General features: G+C 71.1%; 24 protein-coding genes. 14 read left to right on the top strand and 10 right to left on the bottom strand.

Going from position 1 to position 21,392, the window contains the following annotated elements; genetic code table 11:
* The first annotated feature begins 69 nt into the window (after positions 1-69).
* The 7 genes from ACLJQE_RS00325 (at position 70) to ACLJQE_RS00355 (ending at position 5,742) form a co-directional block, all read left to right on the top strand.
* Positions 70-633 (top strand): TetR/AcrR family transcriptional regulator, encoded by a 564-nt coding sequence (locus ACLJQE_RS00325; RefSeq protein ID WP_410638260.1) that lies wholly within the window; start codon positions 70-72, stop codon positions 631-633.
* Complete coding sequence (locus ACLJQE_RS00330; protein ID WP_410636891.1) at positions 630-2,168, top strand: glycerol-3-phosphate dehydrogenase/oxidase; 1,539 nt, start codon at positions 630-632, stop codon at positions 2,166-2,168. The genes ACLJQE_RS00325 and ACLJQE_RS00330 overlap by 4 nt, the downstream gene beginning before the upstream one ends.
* Before the next feature lie 172 nt (positions 2,169-2,340).
* Positions 2,341-2,610, top strand: coding sequence for a helix-turn-helix transcriptional regulator (locus ACLJQE_RS00335; RefSeq protein ID WP_410636892.1), 270 nt, complete (start codon positions 2,341-2,343; stop codon positions 2,608-2,610).
* Positions 2,607-3,155, top strand: a complete 549-nt coding sequence (locus ACLJQE_RS00340) for a hypothetical protein (protein WP_410636893.1) — start codon at positions 2,607-2,609, stop codon at positions 3,153-3,155. The genes ACLJQE_RS00335 and ACLJQE_RS00340 overlap by 4 nt, the downstream gene beginning before the upstream one ends.
* On the top strand, positions 3,148-4,077 hold the full coding sequence (locus tag ACLJQE_RS00345) for an ABC transporter ATP-binding protein (RefSeq protein WP_410636894.1): 930 nt from the start codon (positions 3,148-3,150) through the stop codon (positions 4,075-4,077). The genes ACLJQE_RS00340 and ACLJQE_RS00345 overlap by 8 nt, the downstream gene beginning before the upstream one ends.
* Entirely contained in the window at positions 4,074-5,264 is a 1,191-nt protein-coding gene (locus ACLJQE_RS00350) for an ABC transporter permease (protein WP_410636895.1), read from the top strand. The genes ACLJQE_RS00345 and ACLJQE_RS00350 overlap by 4 nt, the downstream gene beginning before the upstream one ends.
* Positions 5,257-5,742 carry a GNAT family N-acetyltransferase gene (locus ACLJQE_RS00355; protein ID WP_410636896.1) on the top strand — a complete coding sequence of 162 codons (486 nt, stop codon included), beginning with the start codon at positions 5,257-5,259 and terminating at the stop codon, positions 5,740-5,742. Before ACLJQE_RS00350 ends, ACLJQE_RS00355 begins: the two co-directional genes overlap by 8 nt.
* On the opposite strand, the gene ACLJQE_RS00360 is transcribed toward ACLJQE_RS00355, so the two are convergent.
* The 4 genes from ACLJQE_RS00360 to ACLJQE_RS00375 all read right to left on the bottom strand — a co-directional run bounded on the left by ACLJQE_RS00360 (position 5,732) and on the right by ACLJQE_RS00375 (position 10,218).
* Positions 5,732-7,078, bottom strand: coding sequence for a cryptochrome/photolyase family protein (locus ACLJQE_RS00360; RefSeq protein ID WP_410636897.1), 1,347 nt, complete (start codon positions 7,076-7,078; stop codon positions 5,732-5,734). The two genes, ACLJQE_RS00355 and ACLJQE_RS00360, sit on opposite strands and share 11 nt — an antisense overlap.
* Before the next feature lie 61 nt (positions 7,079-7,139).
* Positions 7,140-8,456, bottom strand: coding sequence for a citrate synthase (locus ACLJQE_RS00365; protein ID WP_410636898.1), 1,317 nt, complete (start codon positions 8,454-8,456; stop codon positions 7,140-7,142).
* A 197-nt stretch (positions 8,457-8,653) separates the two neighbouring features.
* Entirely contained in the window at positions 8,654-9,595 is a 942-nt protein-coding gene (locus tag ACLJQE_RS00370; protein ID WP_410636899.1) for a carbohydrate kinase family protein, read from the bottom strand.
* A gap of 41 nt (positions 9,596-9,636) precedes the next feature.
* Positions 9,637-10,218 carry a TetR/AcrR family transcriptional regulator gene (locus tag ACLJQE_RS00375; RefSeq protein WP_410636900.1) on the bottom strand — a complete coding sequence of 194 codons (582 nt, stop codon included), beginning with the start codon at positions 10,216-10,218 and terminating at the stop codon, positions 9,637-9,639.
* 101 nt (positions 10,219-10,319) lie between these two features.
* On the opposite strand from ACLJQE_RS00375, the gene ACLJQE_RS00380 reads away from it, so the two are divergent.
* Both ACLJQE_RS00380 and ACLJQE_RS00385 read left to right on the top strand, forming a co-directional pair.
* Positions 10,320-11,456 (top strand): acyl-CoA dehydrogenase family protein, encoded by a 1,137-nt coding sequence (locus ACLJQE_RS00380; protein WP_410636901.1) that lies wholly within the window; start codon positions 10,320-10,322, stop codon positions 11,454-11,456.
* A gap of 49 nt (positions 11,457-11,505) precedes the next feature.
* Complete coding sequence (locus ACLJQE_RS00385) at positions 11,506-12,039, top strand: Uma2 family endonuclease (protein WP_410636902.1); 534 nt, start codon at positions 11,506-11,508, stop codon at positions 12,037-12,039.
* A 199-nt stretch (positions 12,040-12,238) separates the two neighbouring features.
* On the opposite strand, the gene ACLJQE_RS00390 is transcribed toward ACLJQE_RS00385, so the two are convergent.
* Together ACLJQE_RS00390 and ACLJQE_RS00395 are read right to left on the bottom strand one after the other, a co-directional pair.
* Positions 12,239-13,456: an amidohydrolase gene (locus ACLJQE_RS00390; RefSeq protein WP_410636903.1), complete on the bottom strand. Its 1,218-nt coding sequence runs from the start codon at positions 13,454-13,456 to the stop codon at positions 12,239-12,241.
* A 50-nt stretch (positions 13,457-13,506) separates the two neighbouring features.
* A complete protein-coding gene (locus tag ACLJQE_RS00395) occupies positions 13,507-14,157 on the bottom strand; it encodes a TetR/AcrR family transcriptional regulator (RefSeq protein ID WP_410636904.1) in 651 nt (216 codons plus the stop codon).
* A 103-nt stretch (positions 14,158-14,260) separates the two neighbouring features.
* Between ACLJQE_RS00395 and ACLJQE_RS00400 the strand changes: the two genes are divergently transcribed.
* The gene (locus ACLJQE_RS00400) at positions 14,261-14,644 is read left to right on the top strand and encodes a VOC family protein (RefSeq protein WP_410636905.1); all 384 of its coding nucleotides are present in this window, start codon (positions 14,261-14,263) and stop codon (positions 14,642-14,644) included.
* Positions 14,645-14,787: 143 nt separating this feature from the next.
* Here the strand turns inward: ACLJQE_RS00400 and ACLJQE_RS00405 are convergent, their stop codons facing one another.
* Complete coding sequence (locus tag ACLJQE_RS00405; protein WP_410636906.1) at positions 14,788-15,273, bottom strand: GNAT family N-acetyltransferase; 486 nt, start codon at positions 15,271-15,273, stop codon at positions 14,788-14,790.
* The gene (locus ACLJQE_RS00410; RefSeq protein WP_410636907.1) at positions 15,240-16,145 is read right to left on the bottom strand and encodes an aldose 1-epimerase family protein; all 906 of its coding nucleotides are present in this window, start codon (positions 16,143-16,145) and stop codon (positions 15,240-15,242) included. Before ACLJQE_RS00410 ends, ACLJQE_RS00405 begins: the two co-directional genes overlap by 34 nt.
* Positions 16,146-16,211: 66 nt before the next feature.
* Here ACLJQE_RS00410 and ACLJQE_RS00415 point away from each other — a divergent pair, with 66 nt between their 5' ends.
* From ACLJQE_RS00415 to ACLJQE_RS00430, 4 genes are read left to right on the top strand one after another with little or no spacing between them, the layout of a single operon-like run.
* Positions 16,212-16,790, top strand: a complete 579-nt coding sequence (locus ACLJQE_RS00415) for a TetR/AcrR family transcriptional regulator (RefSeq protein ID WP_410636908.1) — start codon at positions 16,212-16,214, stop codon at positions 16,788-16,790.
* Positions 16,790-17,623, top strand: coding sequence for an MBL fold metallo-hydrolase (locus ACLJQE_RS00420; RefSeq protein ID WP_410636909.1), 834 nt, complete (start codon positions 16,790-16,792; stop codon positions 17,621-17,623). Before ACLJQE_RS00415 ends, ACLJQE_RS00420 begins: the two co-directional genes overlap by 1 nt.
* Positions 17,620-18,444, top strand: coding sequence for an MBL fold metallo-hydrolase (locus tag ACLJQE_RS00425; RefSeq protein ID WP_410636910.1), 825 nt, complete (start codon positions 17,620-17,622; stop codon positions 18,442-18,444). The genes ACLJQE_RS00420 and ACLJQE_RS00425 overlap by 4 nt, the downstream gene beginning before the upstream one ends.
* Positions 18,445-18,500: 56 nt before the next feature.
* Positions 18,501-19,517, top strand: a complete 1,017-nt coding sequence (locus ACLJQE_RS00430) for a hypothetical protein (protein ID WP_410636911.1) — start codon at positions 18,501-18,503, stop codon at positions 19,515-19,517.
* Here the strand turns inward: ACLJQE_RS00430 and ACLJQE_RS00435 are convergent, their stop codons facing one another.
* Both ACLJQE_RS00435 and ACLJQE_RS00440 read right to left on the bottom strand, forming a co-directional pair.
* Positions 19,518-20,072 carry a DUF3558 family protein gene (locus ACLJQE_RS00435; protein ID WP_410636912.1) on the bottom strand — a complete coding sequence of 185 codons (555 nt, stop codon included), beginning with the start codon at positions 20,070-20,072 and terminating at the stop codon, positions 19,518-19,520. It lies immediately after the preceding gene.
* A 23-nt stretch (positions 20,073-20,095) separates the two neighbouring features.
* A complete protein-coding gene (locus ACLJQE_RS00440; protein WP_410638261.1) occupies positions 20,096-21,361 on the bottom strand; it encodes an MFS transporter in 1,266 nt (421 codons plus the stop codon).
* Between the last annotated feature and the right edge of the window lie 31 nt (positions 21,362-21,392).

Below are 21,392 nucleotides of genomic sequence, written 5' to 3' on the forward strand. Positions count from 1 at the left end.
CGTCACACAACGCAGACGGCGGGTCCCTCCGCGCTCGCGGACACCCGCAACCGCCAGACGGCCACGCGGGTGGCCGATGACGTGCTGCTCGACGCCGCGCGCTCGTGCGTGCTGGCCGTCGGTGTGCGCCGCACCACACTCGCCGAGATCGCCCGCACCGCCCGCGTCAGCCGGATGACGGTCTACCGCCGCTTCCCCGACGTCCGCAGCGTGCTCGCGGCGCTGATGACCCGCGAATTCAGCGGGTTGCTGCGCACGGCGAGCGAACGCGGCGCCGACGCCGCGCACAGCCGCGACCGGCTCGTGCTCATCGCGGCGGCCGGCGTGCGCGCGCTGTCGGCCGACCCGCTGTTCCGCACGCTGCTCGACGTCGACCCCGAGCTGGTGCTCCCGTACATCGTGGAGCGGCTCGGCGCGACGCAGAAGTTCGCCGAGCAGGCACTGCACCAGCTCCTGGAGGCCGGCCACCAGGACGGCTCGATCCGGCGGGCGGCGGTCGCGGTGCAGTCCCGATCGGTGCTGCTGGTGGTGCAGTCCTTCGCGTTTTCGCTGCGCCCGGCCACCGCGGACGTCGACGAAGCGGCGCTGCTGGCGGAGTTCACCCACGTGCTCGACGCGGCATTGCGGCCATGACGTCCGGCTCGCTCAACGCGCGGCGCCGCGAACGCGAACTCGCGGAGCTGGCGGCGGGCGAGCGCGTCGACATCGTCGTGGTCGGCGGCGGCGTCACCGGCACGGGCATCGCCCTGGACGCGGCTTCGCGCGGCCTGTCGGTGGCGCTCGTGGAGGCGCACGACCTGGCGTTCGGGACGTCGCGCTGGTCGTCGAAGCTGGTCCACGGCGGCCTGCGGTACCTGGCGCACGGCGAACTCGGCTTGGCGCACGAAAGCGCCGTGGAGCGCGGGGTCCTGATGACGCGCACGGCACCGCACCTCACCCGGGCGATGCCGCAGCTGTTTCCGTTGTACCCCGGCACTTCCCGCGGTCAGGAGCGGGTGGTCGCGGCCGGTCTGCACGCCGGCGACGTGCTCCGCCGGGCGGCGCGCACGCCGTCGTCGGTGCTGCCGCGGCCGCGTTCGATCCCGGCCGCTTTCGCCTTGGCGCTGGCGCCGGGGCTGTCCCCGCACGGGTTGCGCGGCGCCTTGCTGGCTTACGACGGCGCCTTGGTCGACGACGCGCGGTTGGTGGTTTCCCTCGCCCGCACGGCGGCTTCCTTCGGCGCCCGGATCCTCACGCGGCTGTCGGCTTCGTCGCTCGCGGCGGACCGGGTAACGGTCGTCGACGGCCTTTCGGGCGGCTCCCTGGACATCCACGCGCGGCAGGTGATCAACGCGACGGGGGTGTGGGCGGGAACGCTGACGGGTTCGGTCAGGCTGCGGCCGTCGCTCGGTTCGCACCTGGTGCTGGCGCCGGGAACGGTGCCGCTGGGGACGACGTCGGTGAACATCGGCGTGCCCGGGGAGACGAACCGGTTCGTCTTCCTGCTCCCCCAGCCGGACGGCCGCGTCTACCTGGGACTGACCGACGAACCGGTCTCGGGCCCGATCCCGCCCGTGCCGGTGGTGCCCGAGTCCGATGTGGACTTCCTGTTGTCGCTGGCTTCGACGGTGCTCGCCCGGCCGCTCACCCGCGCGGACGTCGCCGGTTCGTACGCGGGCTTGCGCCCCTTGGTCGAGGGCGGCGGCCGCTCGGCCGACCTGTCCCGGAGGCACGCGGTCCTGGCGGGACCGGACGGCCTGTTGACGGTGGTCGGCGGCAAGCTGACAACGTACCGCCGGATGGCGGAGGACGCGGTCGACGCGGCGGTGCGCTTGGCGGGCCTGTCCGGCCCGCCTTGCCGGACGGCCCGGTTGCCGTTGCTGGGCGCGGCTCCGCGGCCGGAACTGTCTCTTGTGGACGCGGCACCGCGGCTGGTGGCCCGGTACGGCACGGAGGCCCCCCGCGTGGCGGCACTGGGTCAGCTGGACGCGGAGTTCGCGGCCCCGGTGGCGACGGGAACGGACATCACGGCGGCCGAGGTGGTGTGGGCGGTCCGGAACGAGGGGGCACTGGACGTGGACGACGTCCTGGAACGCCGGACCCGGCTGGCGTTGATCCCGTCGGACGCCGACGCCGCACGGCCGCGCGTGGCGGACCTTGTCGACAAATCGCTGGCAGGCCTGGTCTGAGCCTGGCCCCAAGCGCCCCAATGTGGCCTTCGGTGCGTCCAACGCACCCAAGGTGGCCTTCGGTGCGTTGAACGCAACCAAGGCCACATTGGGGCGCTAGCCGGCATGCGTCTACCAGTCTTGATGTTCTCTTAAGTTGACGACCCGTTGGGTTTTTGCAACAGTTGGTGTCATGAGTCCGGTCAGACGCGGCAAAGAGCTGCCGATCTACAACCGGCTTCCCGTGCTCCGGGCCGAGCGCGGGATGACCCGAGCCGCGCTTGCCGGGGCCGTCGAAGTCAACCCACAGACCATCGGCGCGCTCGAGCGGGGCGACCACTACCCGAGCCTGGATCTGGCCTTCCGGATCTGCGCGGTGTTCGACCTGCCCGTCGAGGCGGTCTTCAGCCGCGAGCCGTTCACGCCGCTTTCGACCCAGGTCTACCGCGAGGGGGGAGCATGACCGAGCAGCCGGGCCGCCTCGCGGCCTACTGGGAACGCCAGCTCGACAAGATGGAAGAAGCCGAACGGAAACGAGCCCGGCGGCTGCCCGGCTGGCGCACCCGCAAGCACCGCCGGGCGCTCGCCGTCGTGCTGGTCCTCGCCGACCTGACCTTGGTCTTCGGCGCGACGTGGTTCGAGACCGGGCCCAAGTGGGTCTTCCCGGCCTGCTGGCTGACCGGCCTGGTGACCGGCGGGTTCGCGTTCATCACGCTGCGCGTCCTGACCGGCCGGATGAGCGGCAGCTTCTCGCGCCTGCTGGACGAACGCGAGCGCGAGTGGCGCCACCGCGTCACCTACATCGGCTACCAGGCGCTCAGCTACCTGATGCTGATCGCGATGCTCTACAGCCTGTTCGTCGCCCACACCGAAGACGGCGGCGTCCGCGGCGCGATGATGATGTCCGCGCTGCTGGTCACCGGCACGACCATCCCGGCCATCGTGCTGGGCTGGTCGCTGCCGGACGACGACCCCGAGGATTTCGAAGAGGGGATGGGAAATGCCTGAGGGGACCCTGGAGATCGACCGGATCTCCAAGCGCTACGGCGCCAAGGTCGCGCTGGACGGCGTCTCGTTCGACGTCCGCGCCGGCGAGCTGTTCGGCTTCGTCGGCAGCAACGGCGCCGGCAAGACCACCACCATGCGGATCGTGCTCGGCGTGCTGGCCGCCGACGGCGGTGAAGTGCGCTTCGACGGCCAACCGGTCACGCACGAGACGCGCACCCACATCGGTTACATGCCCGAAGAACGCGGGCTGTACCCGAAGATGAAGGTGCTCGACCAGCTGGTCTACCTGGCCGAGCTCCACGGCCTCAGCGCCGGCGAAGCCCACCGCAACGCCGAAACCTGGATCACCCGGCTCGGGCTGGCCGAGCGCCGCAAGGACGAGGTGCAGAAGCTCAGCCTCGGCAACCAGCAGCGCGTCCAGCTGGCCGCCGCGCTGGTGCACGACCCCGCGGTGCTGGTGCTCGACGAGCCGTTCTCCGGCCTCGACCCGCTCGCCGTCGACGTGATGAGCGGTGTCCTGCGGGAGAAGGCCGCCGCGGGGGTGCCGGTCGTGTTCTCCAGTCACCAGCTCGACCTCGTCGAGCGGCTGTGCGACCGGGTCGGGATCATCCGCGGCGGCCGCATGGTCGCCGTCGGCACGGTCGCCGAACTGACCGCGGATGCGCGCAGCAAGCTCGTCGTGACGGCGCCGTCCGCGAACAACGGCTGGGCCGCGAGCCTGCCCGGCGTGCGCGTGCTGGAGCAGCACGGCGCCACCACGGTGCTCGACCTCGAACCGAGCGCGGACGACCAGGCCGTGCTCGCCGCCGCGCTGGCGACCGGGCCGGTCACCGAGTTCAGCCGCCGTCGCCGCTCGCTCACCGAGCTGTTCCGCGACGCCGTGTCCGGCAACGCCGCACCGAACGAGGGGGAACCGCGATGAGGACGTCGAGTGGCCGCCGCGCCGTCTGGCTCGTGACGAAGCGCGAGCTGAACACGCGGCTGCGCACGAGGTCGTTCGTGGTCGGCACCGGCGTGCTCCTGGTGCTGCTGCTGGGATACGTCCTCCTCCAGACGTCGCTGGCCGGCTCGTCGGACAAGAACACGGTCGGGCTGACCGGCCAGGCGATCGGCATCGCCCGCCAGCTGCAGACCGAAGCGGCGCTGTCCGGCCGCGAGATCAGCACGGTCGTCGTCACCGATCCGGCGGAAGGCCGGAAGAAGGTCGAAGACGGCGACCTCGACGCGCTCGTCTCGGGCAGCGCGGCGCAGCTGACCGCCACCTACAAGTCCTCTTTGGACGACCAGCTGCGCCGGGTGCTCGACCAGGTCGCCCAGCAGCAGGTGCTCGACGGCGTGCTGTCGTCCGCGCAACTGGAACCGGCCGAGGTGATGGCCAGGGTCAACGGCACCCACGTGCGGGACGACGCCCTTTCGCCGGAGCCGGCCGACCAGACGCAGCGGCTGGTCGTCGGGCTGGTCGTGGCGTTCCTGCTGTACATGAGCATCATCACCTACGGGATGATGGTCGCCCAGGGCGTCGTCGAGGAGAAGTCGAGCCGGGTCGTGGAGATCCTGCTCGCCAGCGTGCGGCCGTGGCAGCTGCTGCTGGGCAAGGTGATCGGGCTCGGCCTGGTCGGCCTGACCCAGCTGGTCATCCTCGCGGCGGTCGGGCTGGGCGCCGCGACGGCGACCGGCGTGTTCACGCTCTCCGGCTTCGCGACGGGCGCGGTGCTGTGGGGCCTGCTCTGGTACCTGCTGGGCTTCCTCTTGTACGCCACCATCTACGGTGCTCTGGGTTCGCTGGTGTCCCGGCAGGAGGACACCCAGTCGGTGGTGGGGCCGCTCAACATCATCCTGGTGGTCGGGTTCATCGCGGGGTTCAACCTGCTGGTCCAGAACCCGGCGGGCTCGGCGACGCAGATCGTCTCGCTGATCCCCCTGCTGTCGCCGATCCTGATGCCGGCCCGCATCTCGACGGGCGCGGCGGCGGGCTGGGAGATCGGACTGTCGCTGGCGCTGACCATCGCGCTCGTCGCCGTGCTCACCTGGGTCGGCGGGAAGATCTACGGCAACAGCGTGCTGCGGATCGGCAGCCGCATCAAGCTGTCGGAGGCCCTGCGTGGCTGAGGTGCGGGCGGCCGCGTCCGGCGACGTGGGCGCGATCCGCCGATTCGGCGAGACGCACGTCCGCGCCCACTACGCTCCGCTGATCGGCGTGGCCGCAGCGGACGCCCAGGTCCGCGACTGGTGGAACGAAACGCACATCGGCGCGGCCGTGGCGGCCGGGCTGGTGGTCGTCGCCGAGGCCGGAGGGGAGCTCCTCGCCGTCGGGCAGCGCGGCCGCAGCGGTGCCGACCACGTGGTCTACAAGCTCTACGTCCACCCCGCCCAGCGCGGCCGCGGACTCGGCCCGCGGCTGCTCGAAGCACTGGCCGCGCAGCTGCCCGCCGACGCGGAACGGCTGTACATCGAGCACTTCGCGGACAACGAACGGGCCGGCGCGTTCTACGAGCGCGAGGGCTTCACCGTCGAACGGGTCGAACCGAGCCATACCGGCGACCCCGCGCTCGCGGTCGTGTGGCGCGCCAAGCTCATCACGACGTGATCTTGCCGTACCGCTCCAAGGACACCTGGCGCTCGTGGGCGTGGTCGACCATGGGTTCCGGGTACTCCTTGGGGCGGTCCTTCAGCTGGTGCACCGCCTTTCCGGCGACGGAACGCAGCTCCGGCACGTACTTGCGCACGTAATCGCCCTGAGGATCGAACTTCTCCCCCTGGGTCGTCGGGTTGAAGACGCGGAAGTACGGCGCCGCGTCCGTGCCGCAGCCCGCGACCCACTGCCAGTTCAGCTGGTTCGACGCCAGGTCGCCGTCGACCAGGTGCTTCATGAAGTGACGGGCGCCCAGCCACCAGGGCAGGTGCAGGTCCTTCACCAGGAAACTCGCGACCACCATCCGCACCCGGTTGTGCATCCAGCCCTCGGCCAGCAGCTGCCGCATCCCGGCGTCCACGATCGGGTAGCCCGTCTTGCCCTCGCACCACCGTGAGAAAGCCTCGCGGTCGTCGTCGTACTTCATCGCGTCGAACCGGCGGTCGTAGTTCTCACGCGCCGTTTCCGGGCGGTGCCACAGGACGTCGGCGTGGAACTCGCGCCAGCAGACCTCGCTGCGCAATGACTTCGCGCCGACCCGGTCGTCGCCGGACAGGTCCGCCAGGATGGTCCGCGGGTGGATGCACCCCCAGCGCAAGTACGGCGAAAGCCGGGTGGTGCCTTCGCGGTCCGGCCGGTCGCGATCCTCGTCATAAGTCTCGATGCCGTCGTCCAGGAACTCGTGCCAGACGTCGAGCGCGGCCTGCTCGCCCGGCTCGGGCAGCACCGCGGAAACCCGGGGCGGACGCGGGACCTCCAAGGACCGCGGCGGCGGCACCCAGTCCACAAGAGACGGTCCGGTGTCGGCGGGAGAGTGCCACCCGTGCGCCGTCCACGCCCGGAAGAACGGCGTGAAGACGCGGTACGGGCTGCCGTCCGGCTTGGTGACGCGGCCCGGTGTCACGGCGTACGACGAGCCCGTCTCGACCCAGTCGATGTTGTGCTCCGCCAACGCATTCGCCACGGCCGCGTCCCGGCGGCGGCCGTACGGGCCGGTGTCGGCGCTGACGTGCACCGCGGCCGCGCCGATCTTGCGCGCCGCGCGGACGACCTCGGCCGCCGGGTCGCCGCGGACCAGCATCAACCGGCCGCCGAGCTGCTCGTTCAGCTTTTCGAGACAGCCGTAGAGGAACGCTTCCCGCGGCGCGCCACCGGGCTTCAACAGCGCGTCGTCGAGGACGTACAGCGCGAGCACGTGCCTGCTGCGGCGGGACGCCTCCAGCAGCGCGGCGTGGTCGCCGAGCCGCAGGTCACGGCGGAACCACAGGACGACCGGCGCTTCTCGAGTCACGACGGTAAACGATAAACGCCCCGCCGTGCAGGTGCACGACGGGGCGTTTCCGGGAAACGGATCAGCGTTCGGACATCGGGATGTAGTCCCGGGTCGCGTAGCCGGTGTAGATCTGGCGCGGACGGCCGATCTTGGTGGCCGGGTCGTTGATCATCTCGCGCCAGTGCGCGATCCAGCCCGGGAGCCGGCCCAGCGCGAACAGCACCGTGAAGAACTTCGTCGGGAAGCCCAGCGCCCGGTAGATCAGGCCGGTGTAGAAGTCCACGTTCGGGTACAGCTTCCGCTCGATGAAGTAATCGTCGGAAAGCGCCGTCTCTTCGAGCTTCTTGGCGATGTCGAGCAGCTGGTCGCCGCCCTTCAGCTTGCCGAGGATTTCGTCCGCGGTGTTCTTGATGATCTTCGCGCGCGGGTCGTAGTTCTTGTAGACCCGGTGCCCGAAGCCCATCAGCTTCACGCCCTTTTCCTTGTTCTTCACCCGCTCGACGAACTTGGCGACGTCGCCGCCGTCGCGCTGGATGCCCTCGAGCATGTCGAGCACCGCGGAGTTCGCGCCGCCGTGCAGCGGGCCGAACAGCGCGTTGATGCCGGCCGAAATCGACGCGAACAGGTTCGCCTCGGACGAGCCGACCAGGCGCACGGTCGAGGTCGAGCAGTTCTGCTCGTGGTCGGCGTGCAGGATGAACAGCAGGTCGAGCGCCTTGGCGGCCTCGGGGTCGACGTCGTACGGCTCGGCCGGGAAGCCGAACGTCATCCGCAGGAAGTTCTCGACCAGGCCGAGCGAGTTGTCCGGGTACAGCAGCGGCTGGCCGACGGACTTCTTGTAGGCGTACGCGGCCAGCGTCGGAACCTTGGCGAGCAGGCGGATCGTCGACAGCTCCACGTTCGGCTCGTCGAACGGGTTGAGCGAATCCTGGTAGAAGGTCGACAGCGCCGACACCGCGCTGGACAGGACCGGCATCGGGTGGGCGTCGCGCGGGAAGCCGCTGAAGAACGCCTTCAGGTCTTCGTGGAGCAGCGTGTGCCGCTGGATCTTCTCGGTGAAGTCGGCCAGCTGGGTCTGGGTCGGCAGCTCGCCGTAGATGAGCAGGTACGAGACCTCGATGAAGGTCGACTTCTCGGCCAGCTGCTCGATCGGGTACCCGCGGTACCGGAGGATGCCCGCGTCACCGTCGATGTAGGCGATGGCGGACGACGCCGCACCGGTGTTGACGAAACCCGGGTCGTAGGTGATGTACCCCGTCTGCGCCAGCAGCTTGCCCAGCTCGATCCCGGGCGCGCCCTCGACCGGGTGGACGATCTTGAACTCGTGCTCGCCACTCGGCAGGGTCAGCTTCGCGGTTTCGCCGCCGGACTGCCCCGCAGTCGTCGCGTCGGACATGCAAGTCCCTCTCACGTTGGGCACGGGCCGGCGGCGCCTGTACGTTTCACAGGTAGCCACGTGTTCACGCGAGGAAACACTGGCGCCTCGCTGCACACCGCCCCGCTGGGGTATGAAGAATGCCCCTCAACGTTAGTCGAGAAACCCGCCTTCGCGCAGCGGTGACGTTGCTCCCGGGGCCCCCTTTGGGACCAGGTTCACACGGTGGCCGCCATGTCGGCGGACGTGGGCGGCTCGGCGCCGCTGCGGGACACCGTGATCGACGCCGCTTTCGCCGCGAACTCCAGCGCCTCGCGCCAGGCGCCGGCGTCAAGGGACGCCAGGTCGGCGGCCTCGTGGGTGTGCAGCCAGGCCAGCAGCGCGCCGTGCACGGTGTCGCCCGCGCCGATCGTGTCCACGACGGCGACTTTTCGCGACGGCACGTGGGCCAGCTCACCTGCGGCGGTGATCACCGAGAGCCCGTCGGCGCCCCGGGTGAGCACCACGGCGTCCACACCGGACTCGATCCACGTCTTCGCCGCGGCGACCGGGTCGGCGCCCTCGGTGAGCCACGCGGCGTCGTCGTCGGAGATCTTCAGCAGCCGGACGTCCGGCAGCCAGGACGCGAACCGGGCCCGGTAGGCCGCCGGGTCGGTGATGAGCGCCTCGCGGATGTTGGGGTCGAGCACGGTCAGCACGCCGCGGGCCGCTTCACGCCGCAGCATCGCCTCGTACGCCGAGGCGCCCGGCTCGAGGACCATGCCGAGCGTGCCGAGTGAGAGCGCTGTCACACCTGCGGCCAGCGGACCCGGATCCGCGACCAGCCGGTCGGCGGTGCCCTCGACGTAGAAGGTGTAGCGCGCGGCACCCTTCGCGTCGAGCGCCACGACGGCGAGCGTCGTCGGCTCGTCGCCACGCTGCAGCAGCGAGGTGTCGACGGCGGAAGCGTGCAGCCGCTCGATCATCGCGTCGCCGAACCGGTCGGTGGAAATGCGCGACAGGAACGCCGCCGGCACGCCGAGCCGCCCGGCGGCCAGCGCGACGTTGTACGGGCCGCCGCCCAGCCGGGGCAGCAGCGCGCGCAACCCACCGTCCACAGTGGAATCCAGGGGGTCGCCGGGAACCAGGTCGACCAGAGCTTCTCCGCCTACGACGATCACACCCGGAGTTTAATTGACGGACGCCTGACAATTCCTGTCCGCTATTTGTTCAAGCCGCCGAGCAGCAGTTCGCCCAAAGCGGTGAACGCGTCGGCGTCGGACACGTCGGTCCGCTGCGCCAGCACGCCGGTCTGGATGCCCTCGATGATCAGCCCGGTCATCTCGGCCACCAGCCGGGCGTGGACGTCGCGGAACACCCCGTCGGCAACGCCCTTGTCGATGAACTGCCGGAGCCGTTTCGCGGCGAACCGGCTGTTGAGCTGGTAGGCCTCCCGGGCCGGGGCGAATTCGGCGAGGTCGCGCATGAAGGCCGCGGACGCCCGGTTGAGGTGCTCGGCGACGCCGGCCAGGTACTCCCCAATGAGCTTGGGGGCGTCGTCGATGCCGTCGATGCGTTCCTCGATCCGCTCCGCCGCGCCCCGGAAGAACCCGGTGACGACCTTGACGGCGAGCTGCTCCTTGCTCGGCGCGAGCGCGTAGAGCGTCGACTTCGAGCAGCGCAGGCGGCCGGCGAGGTCGTCCAGCGTGAAGGCGGCGAAGCCCTCGGCCAGGAACAACGCCTCGAGGTCACCGAGCAGCGCCTGCTGGCGAGCGGTCGGCCGTCGGCGGCGTTCGGGGCGCATCGGCTCACTATCTCCTACGTCTTCCGGCCACCCCAGGCCTGTCGTACTGTACTCTTAACCGACCCACAGTACTGTTTTCAGTACGGTTTTGGAGGACAAAGATGCCCGCCGAACGCCTGCTGCCCGATTCCGACGCCGAAGCACTGGTCGCGTTGGCGACGGAGATCGCGCGCGACGAGCTCGCCCCGCGGGCGGCGGCGGCCGAGGAAGCCGAGCAGTTCCCGCGCGAGCAGTTCCGCCTGCTCGGCAAGTCCGGCCTGCTGGGCCTGCCCTACAGCGAGCGCTGGGGCGGCGGCGCGGTGTCGTACGAGGTCTACCTGCAGGTCCTGGAGGAGATCGCGACGGCGTGGATGACCGTCGGCGTCGGGCTGTCGGTGCACACGATGTCCTGCTACGGGCTGGCGGAGTACGGCACCGGCGAACAGCGCGACCGGTGGCTGCCGGACATGCTCGAAGGCTCGCTGCTCGGCGCGTACGCGCTGTCGGAGACGCAGGCGGGCTCGGACGCGGCCGCGCTGTCGACGCGCGCGCGGCTCGACGGCCCGGACTACGTCGTCAACGGCACCAAGGCGTGGATCACGCACGCGGGGGTGGCGGACTTCTACGCGACGATGGTCCGCACGGGCGATTCGGAGATCTCGTGCCTGCTGGTCGACGGAGCCACCGAAGGCCTGTCGGCCGCTCCTCGCGAACGGAAGATGGGCCTGACCGGCTCCCCGACCGCCCAGCTGATCTTCGACGGCGCCCGCGTCCCGGCCGAGCGGTTGCTGGGTGCTCCGGGTGACGGGCTCCGCATCGCCCTGTCCTCGCTCAGCTCGGGACGGCTCGGGATCGCGGCGTGCGCGGTCGGCCTGGCGCAGGCGGCGCTGGACGAAGCGGTGACCTACGCCAAGGGCCGCTCGCAGTTCGGCCGCCCGATCATCGACTTCCAGGGCGTCGAGTTCCTGCTGGCGGACATGGCGGCGACGGTGGAGGCGTCCCGGGCGCTGTACCTGGACGCGGCCCGGCGGCGGGACCGCGGGATGCCGTTCAAGCGCCAGGCGTCGATCGCCAAGCTGGTGGCGACCGACGGCGCGATGAAGGTGACGACGGACGCCGTGCAGGTCCTCGGCGGGGCCGGGTACACGCGGGACTTCCCGGTCGAGCGGTACATGCGGGAGGCGAAGGTGCCGCAGATCTTCGAAGGGACGAACCAGATCCAGCGGCTCGTCATCGCGCGGGAGCTGAAGCAGGCGTAGCCCGATCCAGCGACCTGTGTCGCATTTCGGGGACAGCTACGTTGGCGTCATGCCCGGTCATCTGCTGACCATCGAGGAGTACGCGGCACTCGGTGGTACCGGTTTCACGGAGCTGGTGGAAGGCCGCGTGGTGACATCGCCCAGCTCCGGCCGCCGGCACGACCTGGCCGTCTGCCTGCTGGCCGCCGCGCTCGAACGGCAGCTGCCGCCCGGGCTCGCGTTCGTCGTCGCCAACGACCTGGACCTCGGCCTGGCACCGGACGGCGGCCCCGGCTTCGCCCGCCGTCCGGACCTGCTGGTCCTCGACCGCACCGCCCTCGACCACGGCGACCGCCTGCTCCACGCGAAGGACGTGGTCCTGGTGGCCGAGGTCGTGGCACCGGGCTCGAAGCGCACCGACTACCAGGTGAAGCACGACGAGTACGCCGACGCCGGGATTCCGCACTACTGGATCGTCGACATCACGGGCCCGGTATCGCTGGTCGCCTGCGCCGGCCATCGCGACGCACCGGCGGTCACCGGGACCTTCACCACCGACGTCCCGTTCCCGGTGCGGATCGACCTCGACGCCTTGGTCTCCTGAAGGGCACGCGGTTCACCAGGTCAAGGGATAAGGTGTCACACGCTCGCTGGTCGCCTGCAACGGCTATCGCGACGCACCGGCGGTCACCGGCACCTTCACCACCGACGTCCCGTTCCTGGTCAAGATCGACCTGAACGCGCTCCTCGACTGATCGGGCAGCACGCCGGAACCGCCCGGTTACCGGCGTGCCGCCCGAAACTCAGCGCGCCTCCCCGTAGCGGCGGTCCTTCGACACGCCTTCGCCGAGGGACTCGTCGAAGTGGTACACCTCGTCGCCCCGGACGAAGACGCGCAGCGCGCGGTTCATCACGTCGAGCGGGTCGCCGGACCACAGCACCACGTCGGCGTCCAGGCCCGGCTTCAACGAGCCGATCTGCCCGTCGAGGTTCAGCATCGACGCCGGGTTGACGGTGAGCGACCGCAGGGCCGTCACCGGGTCGAGGCCGTCCTTCACCGCGAGGGCGGCCTGGTACACCAGGAAGTTGATCGGGATCACCGGGTGGTCGGTCGTGATCGCGATCTTCACGCCCGCGCGGGCCAGGATGCCGGCCGACCGCAGCGTGCGGTTGCGCAGCTCGACCTTCGACTTCGTCGTGAACAGCGGGCCGAGGATCACCGGCACCTCGCGCGAAGCCAGCAGGTCCGCGATCAGGTGGCCCTCGGTGCCGTGGTTGATGACCAGCTTGTAGCCGAACTCGTCGGCCAGCCGGATCGCGGTCACGATGTCGTCCGCGCGGTGGACGTGCTGGTCCCAGAACAGCTCGCCGTCGAGGACCTTCGACAGCGTCTCCAGCGTCAGGTCCACCTCGTGCGGCTTGCCCTCGGACTCGGCGTGGGCGCGTTTCGCCTGGTAGTTGCGGGCCTTGGTGAAGGCTTCGCGCAGGATCGCCGCGACACCCAGGCGAGTCGACGGCGTCTGCTTCTTGTCGCCGTACACGCGCTTCGGGTTTTCGCCGAGCGCGCTCTTCACGCTGACGTGCTCCGCGAAGACCATGTCCAGGATGCTGCGGCCCCACGTCTTGACGCCGATCGTCTGGCCGCCGATCGGGTTGCCGGAGCCCGGCTTGATGACGACGCTCGTGACGCCGCCGGCGAGGGCGTCGTCGAAGCCCGGCTCGTAGGGGTCGATGCCGTCGACGGCGCGGAACCGGGCACCGTTCGGGTCGGTCATCTCGTTGGTGTCGTTGCCCGCCCAGCCTTCGCCGTCCTCGTGGACGCCGAGGTGGGCGTGGGCGTCGATGAAGCCGGGCAGCACCCAGGTGCCGGCCGCGTCGACCAGTTCGGCGTCTTCCGGGATGTCGACGTCGGCCTCGGTACCGACCGCGACGATCTTGCCGTCGTCGATCAGGACCGTGCCGCCCTCGATGGGATCACCGTCGATGGGGACGACATAGCCCCCGACAATTGCCTTCGCCATAGTTCGCCACGCTAACGAACTCACCCGGGTGCGTGCACACGGGCCTCGGCTCAGGACGGCTGAGGGGTGACGTCGCCGGACAACCCGGCCTCCAGCAGATCGAAGGCCCGGGTGGCCTCGGCGGCGATGACGGCGGCGATCCGGTCGTTGGCGTGCCCGGCGAGGGTGAGGGCCTGGATGCGCTGGAACAGCACCCGGTGGACGGCGCCCAGCAGGCCGGCGGTGGTCTCGACGGCGATGTCGTCGGGCCGGGCGCCCTCGGCCTCGGCCAGCGCCTGGGCCAGCCGGTGTTCGCGTTGGTCGTGCAGGCCGCGCAGGCAGGCGGTCAAGGTCGGGCTGTCGGCGATCATGCGGGCGAAGTCCGGGCCGGAGAAGCCCGCGACCGGGTTCCGGGTGGCGACCGCGTCGGCGAACGCGTCGCGGAGCGCGGCCAGCGCCGATTGCCCCGGAGCACGCGTGGCCACGGCGTGGGCCAGGGAGGCGGCGAACTCCTCCTGGTGGTCCAGGGCCAGGTCTTCCTTGCGCGCGAAGTAGTTGGTGACGGTCTTCTTGGCGACGCGGGCGGCGGCGGCGATCTCGGCGATGGTCGTCTCCTCGAAACCCTGGGCCATGAACAGCCGGGTCGCGTGGTCGGAGATGAGCTGCCGGGTCTCCTGCTTCTTGGTCTCGCGGAGCCCGCCGCCGGTGGTCTCGATAGTCATGACGCAATCTTACCCTCGTAGCAAATTTATGTTGACACCTTCCGTCAGCTCAGGCTAATCTTACGTCGGTAGCAAGTTTACGACGCACCACCCAAGGAGTCCCGTGCAGTTCACCGCTTCCACCGTCTCGCTGACCATCGACGACGTCGCCGCTTCGCAGGAGTTCTTCACCACTCACCTCGGCTACACCGTCCAGCAGGCCGCCGAGGGCTTCGCGTCCCTCACCCGTCCCGACGCCTTCGACGTCGTCCTGCTCGCCCGCGGGATCGAGGTGCTGCCGCCGGAGCAGCGCGACCAGCGCGCCGGCGGCCTGATCCTCGCCTACACCCTGGCCGAGGGGCTCGACGAGGAGGAGGCGCGGCTGCGGGCCGCGGGCGCGCCGATCACCATGCCGCTGCGCGAGGAACCCTGGGGTGAACGCCTGTTCCAGGTGACCGACCCCAACGGCGTCATCGTCCAGGTCGTCCAGTGGGCCGACCACCACTGAACACCCCTCGCACTACCCCGAGACGCTGCCCGCCCCGGCCCGCGCCGCGCGGTCGGTGACCGCCGAAGGCACCTGCTCCATCGGCACCGCCTTCCTCACCCACGACCGCACCACCGCCGCGTGAGGGCACGGGCCGGTGCCGCCTAAGGAATCCGGGGCTTTTCCAGGTGCACCAGCTCGTGGTTGTTCTCGGGCGTCCGGTGTGTCTCCCGGTACCCGTGCTTGGCGTACAGGTGCAGCGGCCCGGCGCTCTTGGAGCCGGTGAAGAGCCGGAACAGCGTCACCTCCGGCGGGGCCGCCGACTCGGCCAACCGCAGCAACCCGCCGCCCAGCCCGGCACCCTGCCGGTCCGGGGCGACGACCAGCCTGCCGATCACCCCGACCGGCCCCGTCACCGTCAGCCGCACCGACGCCACCAGGCGGCCCGCCTCCCGCAGTCCCCAGGACCAGCCCGCCAGCGCCACCCGCGTCTCGTCCAGGGTTTCCAGCAACGGTGGCAGGTCCAAGTCCCCGTGCGCGCGAGCCTCGGTGACGTACGCGGCCCGTTGCAGCGTCAGGACTTCGCCCGCGTCGGCGACGCTCAGGCGAAGCGGCGTCACCGGACCCGGATGCCCCAGCTGCCCGACCACGACGCCGACGGCTCCAGCTCGATCAGGTCGGTGCCCGTGTTGAGCGCGTCGGCCGGGCAGGTCATCGGCTCGATCGCGACCGCCCGGCCGCGGCCGACCAGGTCGTCCGGGGTGAACACCTGGGCCCAGCGGAAGTCGGGGCCGGTCCAGACCAGCAGTTCCTGGCCCTCATGGCTCAGGACGACGTGGTGCCGGCCGTCCTCGGCCGCCGCGAGGCCGCCGAACGCCGTGTCCAGGTTGACCCCCGCCAGCAGGCGGCCGGCGCGGAAGTCGTACTCCGTGCCGTCGACGTCCTGCTCTTCGGCGTACGGCATCTGCTCGTCGGGCAGGGACGGCCGGACGCGGCTCGCCGGCAGCGTCAGCGTCAGCTCGTCGGTCGGGACGTCGCCGATCCGGAAGTACGGGTGCGTGCCGACGCCGACACCGACCGGCTGCTCGCCTTCGTTGCGGATCTCGTGGGTGACGGTCAGTTCGCGCGGCGCGAGCTCGTAGGTCACCGTCGCGCGCAGCGGCACCGGCCAGCCGGGCTGCACCGCGACGTCGACGGCCAGGGTGACCGACGATTCGGCGTGCTCCAGCAGTTCCCACTCGAGGTGGCGGGTCAGGCCGTGGATGGCGTTGCCGCGCGCCTCCTCGGTGACCTCGAGCTGCTGCGTCTCCCCCTGGAACGTCCACTGGCCGCCCTTGGTGCGGTTCGGCCAGGGCAGCAGCACCTGCCCGGCGCCCTTCGGCGGGTGGGCGTCTTCGGGGAACTCCTCGACGTACGGCACGCCGCCGACTTCGAACGCGCGCAGCCCCGCACCGATTTCGGTGACGACGGCACGCGCGTTGCCGCGGGTGATCTCGAACTGCTGACCGGTCGGGTTGCCCATGCGCACGACCTTACCGATTCACAAAGTCACTAGACCGGTCGTCATAATTTGCGCTACGGTCAGGTCATGGTTCGCCGCACCGACACGCGGCAGCGGATGCTCGACACCGCCGCCGACCTGTTCCAGACCCAGGGCTACCACGCCACCGGCCTCACCCAGCTGACGACGGCCGGTGGTGCGCCGAAGGGGTCGCTCTACTTCCACTTCCCCGGCGGCAAGGAGCAGCTCGCCGCCGAAGCCGTCCGGCTGTCGAGCGAACGCACGGGCGCACTCCTCGTGGCGATCATGACCGATGCGCCCGACGCCGCGACCGGCATCGACCGCGCCGTCGACACCCTCGCGGGCTTCCTCACCGGGTCGGACTTCCAGCGCGGCTGTCCACTTGCGACGGTCGCGCTGGACGCCGCCGCGGCGAGTGAGCCCATCCGGGAAGCCTGCGCGGACGGCTACTCGTCCTGGCACGGCATCCTCGCCGGTTACCTGGCCGGGCAAGGGCTTTCGGCCGAACGCGCGGACGAGCTGGCCACCGTCGTGCTCGCCGCGATCGAAGGCGGGCTACTGCTGGCCCGCACCCGGCGGGACGTCGCGCCGCTGCGCGCCGTCGCCACCCACCTGCACGCCACCCTCGACCGGGAGTTCTCCTGATGCGCGTCCACCACCTCAACTGCGGCACCATGCGCCCGCTCGGCGGCAAGCTCATCGACGGGCGGCCGGGCCTGTTCCGGCGCGCCACCATGGTCTGCCACTGCCTGCTGCTCGAAACCGCCACCGGGCTCGTGCTCGTCGAAACCGGCATGGGCACGCCGGCCGCGGTCGACCGCGCCGCCTGGCTCGGCGCCGGGTTCGTCCGCCAGTCCAACCCGATCGCCGATCCCGCGCAGACCGCCGTGGCCCAGATCCGCGCGCTCGGCTTCGACCCGGCGGACGTCCGCGACATCGTGCTCACCCACCTCGACCTCGACCACGCCGGCGGGCTGATCGACTTCCCGTGGGCGCGCGTGCACGTCTACGCCGAGGAGCTGCGCGCCTTCACCGAGCCGCGTGACGCCGCCGAACGCGGCCGCTACCGCCGGATCCAGTTCGCCCATGGTCCACAGTGGACGTCCTATGCGGACACCGGCGAGCCGTGGTTCGGCTTCGGCGCCGTCCGGCAGCTCGACGGCCTGCCGCCGGAGATCCTGCTGGTCCCGCTGTCGGGGCACACGCGCGGGCACGCCGGGGTCGCCGTCGACACCGGGCACGGCTGGCTGCTCAACGCCGGTGACTCGTACTTCTTCCACGGCCAGGTCGCGGCCGAGCCGCACTGCCCGCCGGGCCTGAAGTGGTTCGAGGGCCGGATGGAGACCGTCGGTGGCGCCCGGCTGGACAATCACCGCCGCCTGCGCCAGCTTGTTCAGGAGCACGGCGACGAGGTCACCGTCTTCGCCGCGCACGACGAGACCGAATTCCTCCGGCTGAGCACCAGGAGCAGCGTATGAAGGTGCACCACCTGAACTGCGGAACGATGCGCCCGGCGGGTGGCAAGCTGCTCGACGGCGAGCCCGGCCTGCTGCGGCGCGCGGAGCTGGTCGCCCACTGCCTGCTGATCGAGACCGGCGACAGCCTGGTGCTGGTCGACACCGGGTTCGGCAGCCAGGCCGTCGCCCGGCCCCGCGAGTGGCTCGGCAGCTTCTTCCTGACGGCGGTCGGCGCCCGGCTCGAAGCGGCCGAGACGGCCGTCGCGCAGATCGAGGCGCTCGGCCTGGACCCGGCCGACGTCCGGCACATCGTGGCGACGCACCTCGACGTCGACCACGCGGGCGGGCTGGCCGACTTCCCCAACGCCGTCGTGCACGTCCGCGCGGAGGAGCAACGATCCGCGACGGCGCCGGCGAACGCGGCCGAGAAGAACCGCTACCGCGCGGCGCAGTTCGCGCACCGCCCGCTGTGGAGCACCTACGACGAGACGGGCGAGCCGTGGTTCGGCTTCGAGGCGGTCCGGTCGCTCAAGGGCCTGCCGGAGGAGATCCTGCTGGTCCCGCTGACCGGCCACACGCGCGGCCACACGGGCGTGGCGGTCGACACCGGCGACGGCTGGCTCCTGCACGCCGGCGACGCGTACTTCTTCCACGGCCAGCTGGACCCGGTGGCCCCGCACTGCCCGCCGGGCCTGACGGCGTTCCAGACCCTCGTCCAGACCCTGCGCGGGCCGCGGCTGGAGAACCTGGCGCGGCTGCACGAGCTGGCTCGGGCCCACCAGGACGACGTCACGGTGTTCTCGGCGCACAGCCCGGTCGAGCTGGCCGCACTGCGCCGATGATGCCCGGAACCGAATGATCTCCCGCCCCATCTGAGCCTTCGACGACGGGAGGTTCGATGGTGGCGAAGATCCGCTGGTGCGCGGTCGTGCTCGGGGTGGTGGCCGCGGTGACGACGGCGTGCGGGAGTGACCCGGCGCCGCGTCCGGCCGCGGCCGCGACGCAGGAGGAGGCGCCGCTCGACCTCTCCGGTGTCGTGCTGCTGCAGCGGCAGAGCGGGGCCGGCCTCGACGAGGTGGCGTTCGCCGACCCGGTCACCGGTGCGCTCGGGACGGTCCTCCCGCTGCCGGGCCGGGACACTTCGCTGCACCGCTTCAGCACGCCGACGTCGAAACTCGACGTCATCTCGCCCGACGGGCAGTACGCCACGCTCGAGACCGGTGAAGGCGTCGAGGTGTTCCGGCTCAACACCGCCGACCGGCGCTACGAGCGCACCGGGGTCGTCCCGGCCCCGGACCGGACGATGAGCGAAAAGGCGGCCCGCTTCCGGAACCCGCGGTTCGGCCCGGCCGGCTCGAAGCTGTTCTTCGACGACGGCCAGGCGGTGTACTCCGTCGACCACCGGCAGCTCGGCACGCCGGCCGAGGAAGCGCGCATCGTGCCCAACGGCCACTCCGACCAGCACGTCCGGGACTGGTGGCTCGGCCCGGACGACCAGGTGCTGACCTGGCGGGACGCGAAGCGCGCGGGCGACGGCCTGGCCTACCTGACCGACTCCGCGGGCGCGATCGCCTACGCGGTCTACGAAGAACCGGGCGCGACCTACAACTTCGTCGCCGCGCTCGACGCGACGACGGTGCTGCTGTCCGCCGTCACCGGCTCCGACGAGCACGGCGTGCTGCTGCGGCTGCACCTCGACGGCGGGACACCGCAGCTGACCAAGCTCGTCGAGCGGTCCGAGCCGCGGATCGCCAAGGCGGCCGCCGCACCGGACCGGACGACGGTGCTCTACCAGACCGCGCAGGGCGAGTGGTTCGCGTCGCCGGCCACGCCGGGCGCGATCGCACGGCCCGCGTTGCCGCAGCTGGCGCCCGCGGGGACGCTGTCGGAGCGGCGGCTCGTCGGCTGGGCTTGATCAGCCGGCGGCGAGGGCCTGCTTGACGAGCGGGGTGAGCTGCTCCGCCGTCATCTTCGCCGGACCGGTGTAGTTGATCAGCACCGGCGTGCCCGCCACGAGTTCGGCCGAGGCGAGGGTGGCCGTCTTCTGGCCGTCGACGTAGTAGACGGCGCCGTCCGGGAAGCCCGGGACGTCCTGGGCGCCCGGCTTCGCCTTCTTGATCGAGGCGAGCATTTCGGCGGGCTTGCTCTGCTTGCCCTCGTAGCGCGTAACCGCGAGCGCACCGGCGGCCTTGCCGTCGTGCTGGTACTCGCAGCTGCGGGCCTTGCCGCCGTTGGCCGCGGTGTCCTGGACCGGACCCGGCACCGCCTTGAGGTTGTCGAGGAACAGCGCCTTCGACACGGCCTCCGCGGGCAGCAGCTTGCACGGGTCGAGCGACGCCGCGGCGGCGGCGTTCGAGCTCGGCGCCGGCTTCGGGGCGGCGGACGGCGACGGGGCCTTCGACGGCTCGTCCCCCGAAGAGCAGGCAGTCAGCGCGACAAAAGCGACAAAAGCGACGGCAAGGGTTCGCATGTCCGCACCCTAGCCCGGATGAATCAAACCGTCGGTGCCCGGTATCGCCAGAATGCCGGGAGCAGGAACATCGACGCGCACACGAGCACGATGACCAGCAGCCCGCCGACGCTCGCCGCGGCGGCGGTGCCGAACGCGGCGGCGCCCCAGCCGTGGGTGACGTCGGCGATCCGGGGGCCGCCCGCGACGACGACCGTGAAGACGCCCTGGAGCCGGCCGCGCATCTCGTCGGTGGTCGCGACCTGCAGGATCGCCATCCGGTAGACGGCGCTGACCATGTCCGCGGCACCGGCCAGCGCCATGAAGACGACGGCGAGCCAAAGCGAGTGCGCGAGCCCGAACGCGGCCACCGCCGCACCCCACGCGCAGATCGCGACGACGACCGCGACGCCTTGGCGGTGGATGCGCGTCAGCCAGCCGGAGAAGAGCCCGATCAGCATCGCCCCGGCGGGCAGGGCGGCGTAGAGCCAGCCGAGCGCGGGGCCGCCGCCGGGCGGGTCGCCGAACGTGCGCTCGGCCATCTCCGGAATCAGCGCCCGCGGCATCCCGAAGACCATGGCGATGATGTCGGCGACGAAGGAGGCCAGCAGGACCCGCTGCCCGGCGAGGTACCGGAAGCCGTCGACGACGTCCCGGAGGCCGGCCCGGCGCGAGGGGCCGTTGAGCGGCGGGATCGACGGCAGCCGCCAGACGGCGATGAGCGTGATCGTCAGTGCGACGACGTCGACCAGGTAGAGGGTGGAGAGGCCGAGGACGGGGATCAGCGCACCGGCGAGCAGCGGCCCGAAGACGGCCCCGAAGGTGGCCATGGTGGTGTTAAGGGCGTTGGCCGACGGCAGCAGCTCGGCGGGCACGAGCCGCGCGACCACGGCACCGCGGGTGGGCATGTTGATGGCGAAGAAGGCCTGGTTGACGGCGAGCAGGCCGAGCACGAGCCACACCGAGCCGAACTGCGCGAAGGCTTGCACCCAGAGGAGCGCGGAGGTGATCGCGACGCCGACGTTGGTGACGAAGAGCAGCTTCCGCCGATCGACGGCATCGGCGACAGCGCCGCCCCAGAGCCCGAAGATCAGGAGCGGAACGAGCGCGACGAGCCCGGTGAGGCCGACGTAGGCGGAGGACCCGGTGAGGTCGAAGACCTGCTTGGGCACGGCGACGGCGGTCAGCTGAGTGCCGACGGCGGTGACCACAGTGGACAGCCAGAGCCGCCGGAAGGCCGGAATCTTCAGCGGCCGCGTGTCGACGATGACGCGGCCGAGGACCTTGCGAATGCCCGAGCGGGGCGGCAAGGTCCCCGGTTCACCAGTCACAACCCATGAG

The sequence above is a fragment of the Amycolatopsis sp. lyj-346 genome (assembly GCF_046548975.1).
Lineage (GTDB): Bacteria > Actinomycetota > Actinomycetes > Mycobacteriales > Pseudonocardiaceae > Amycolatopsis.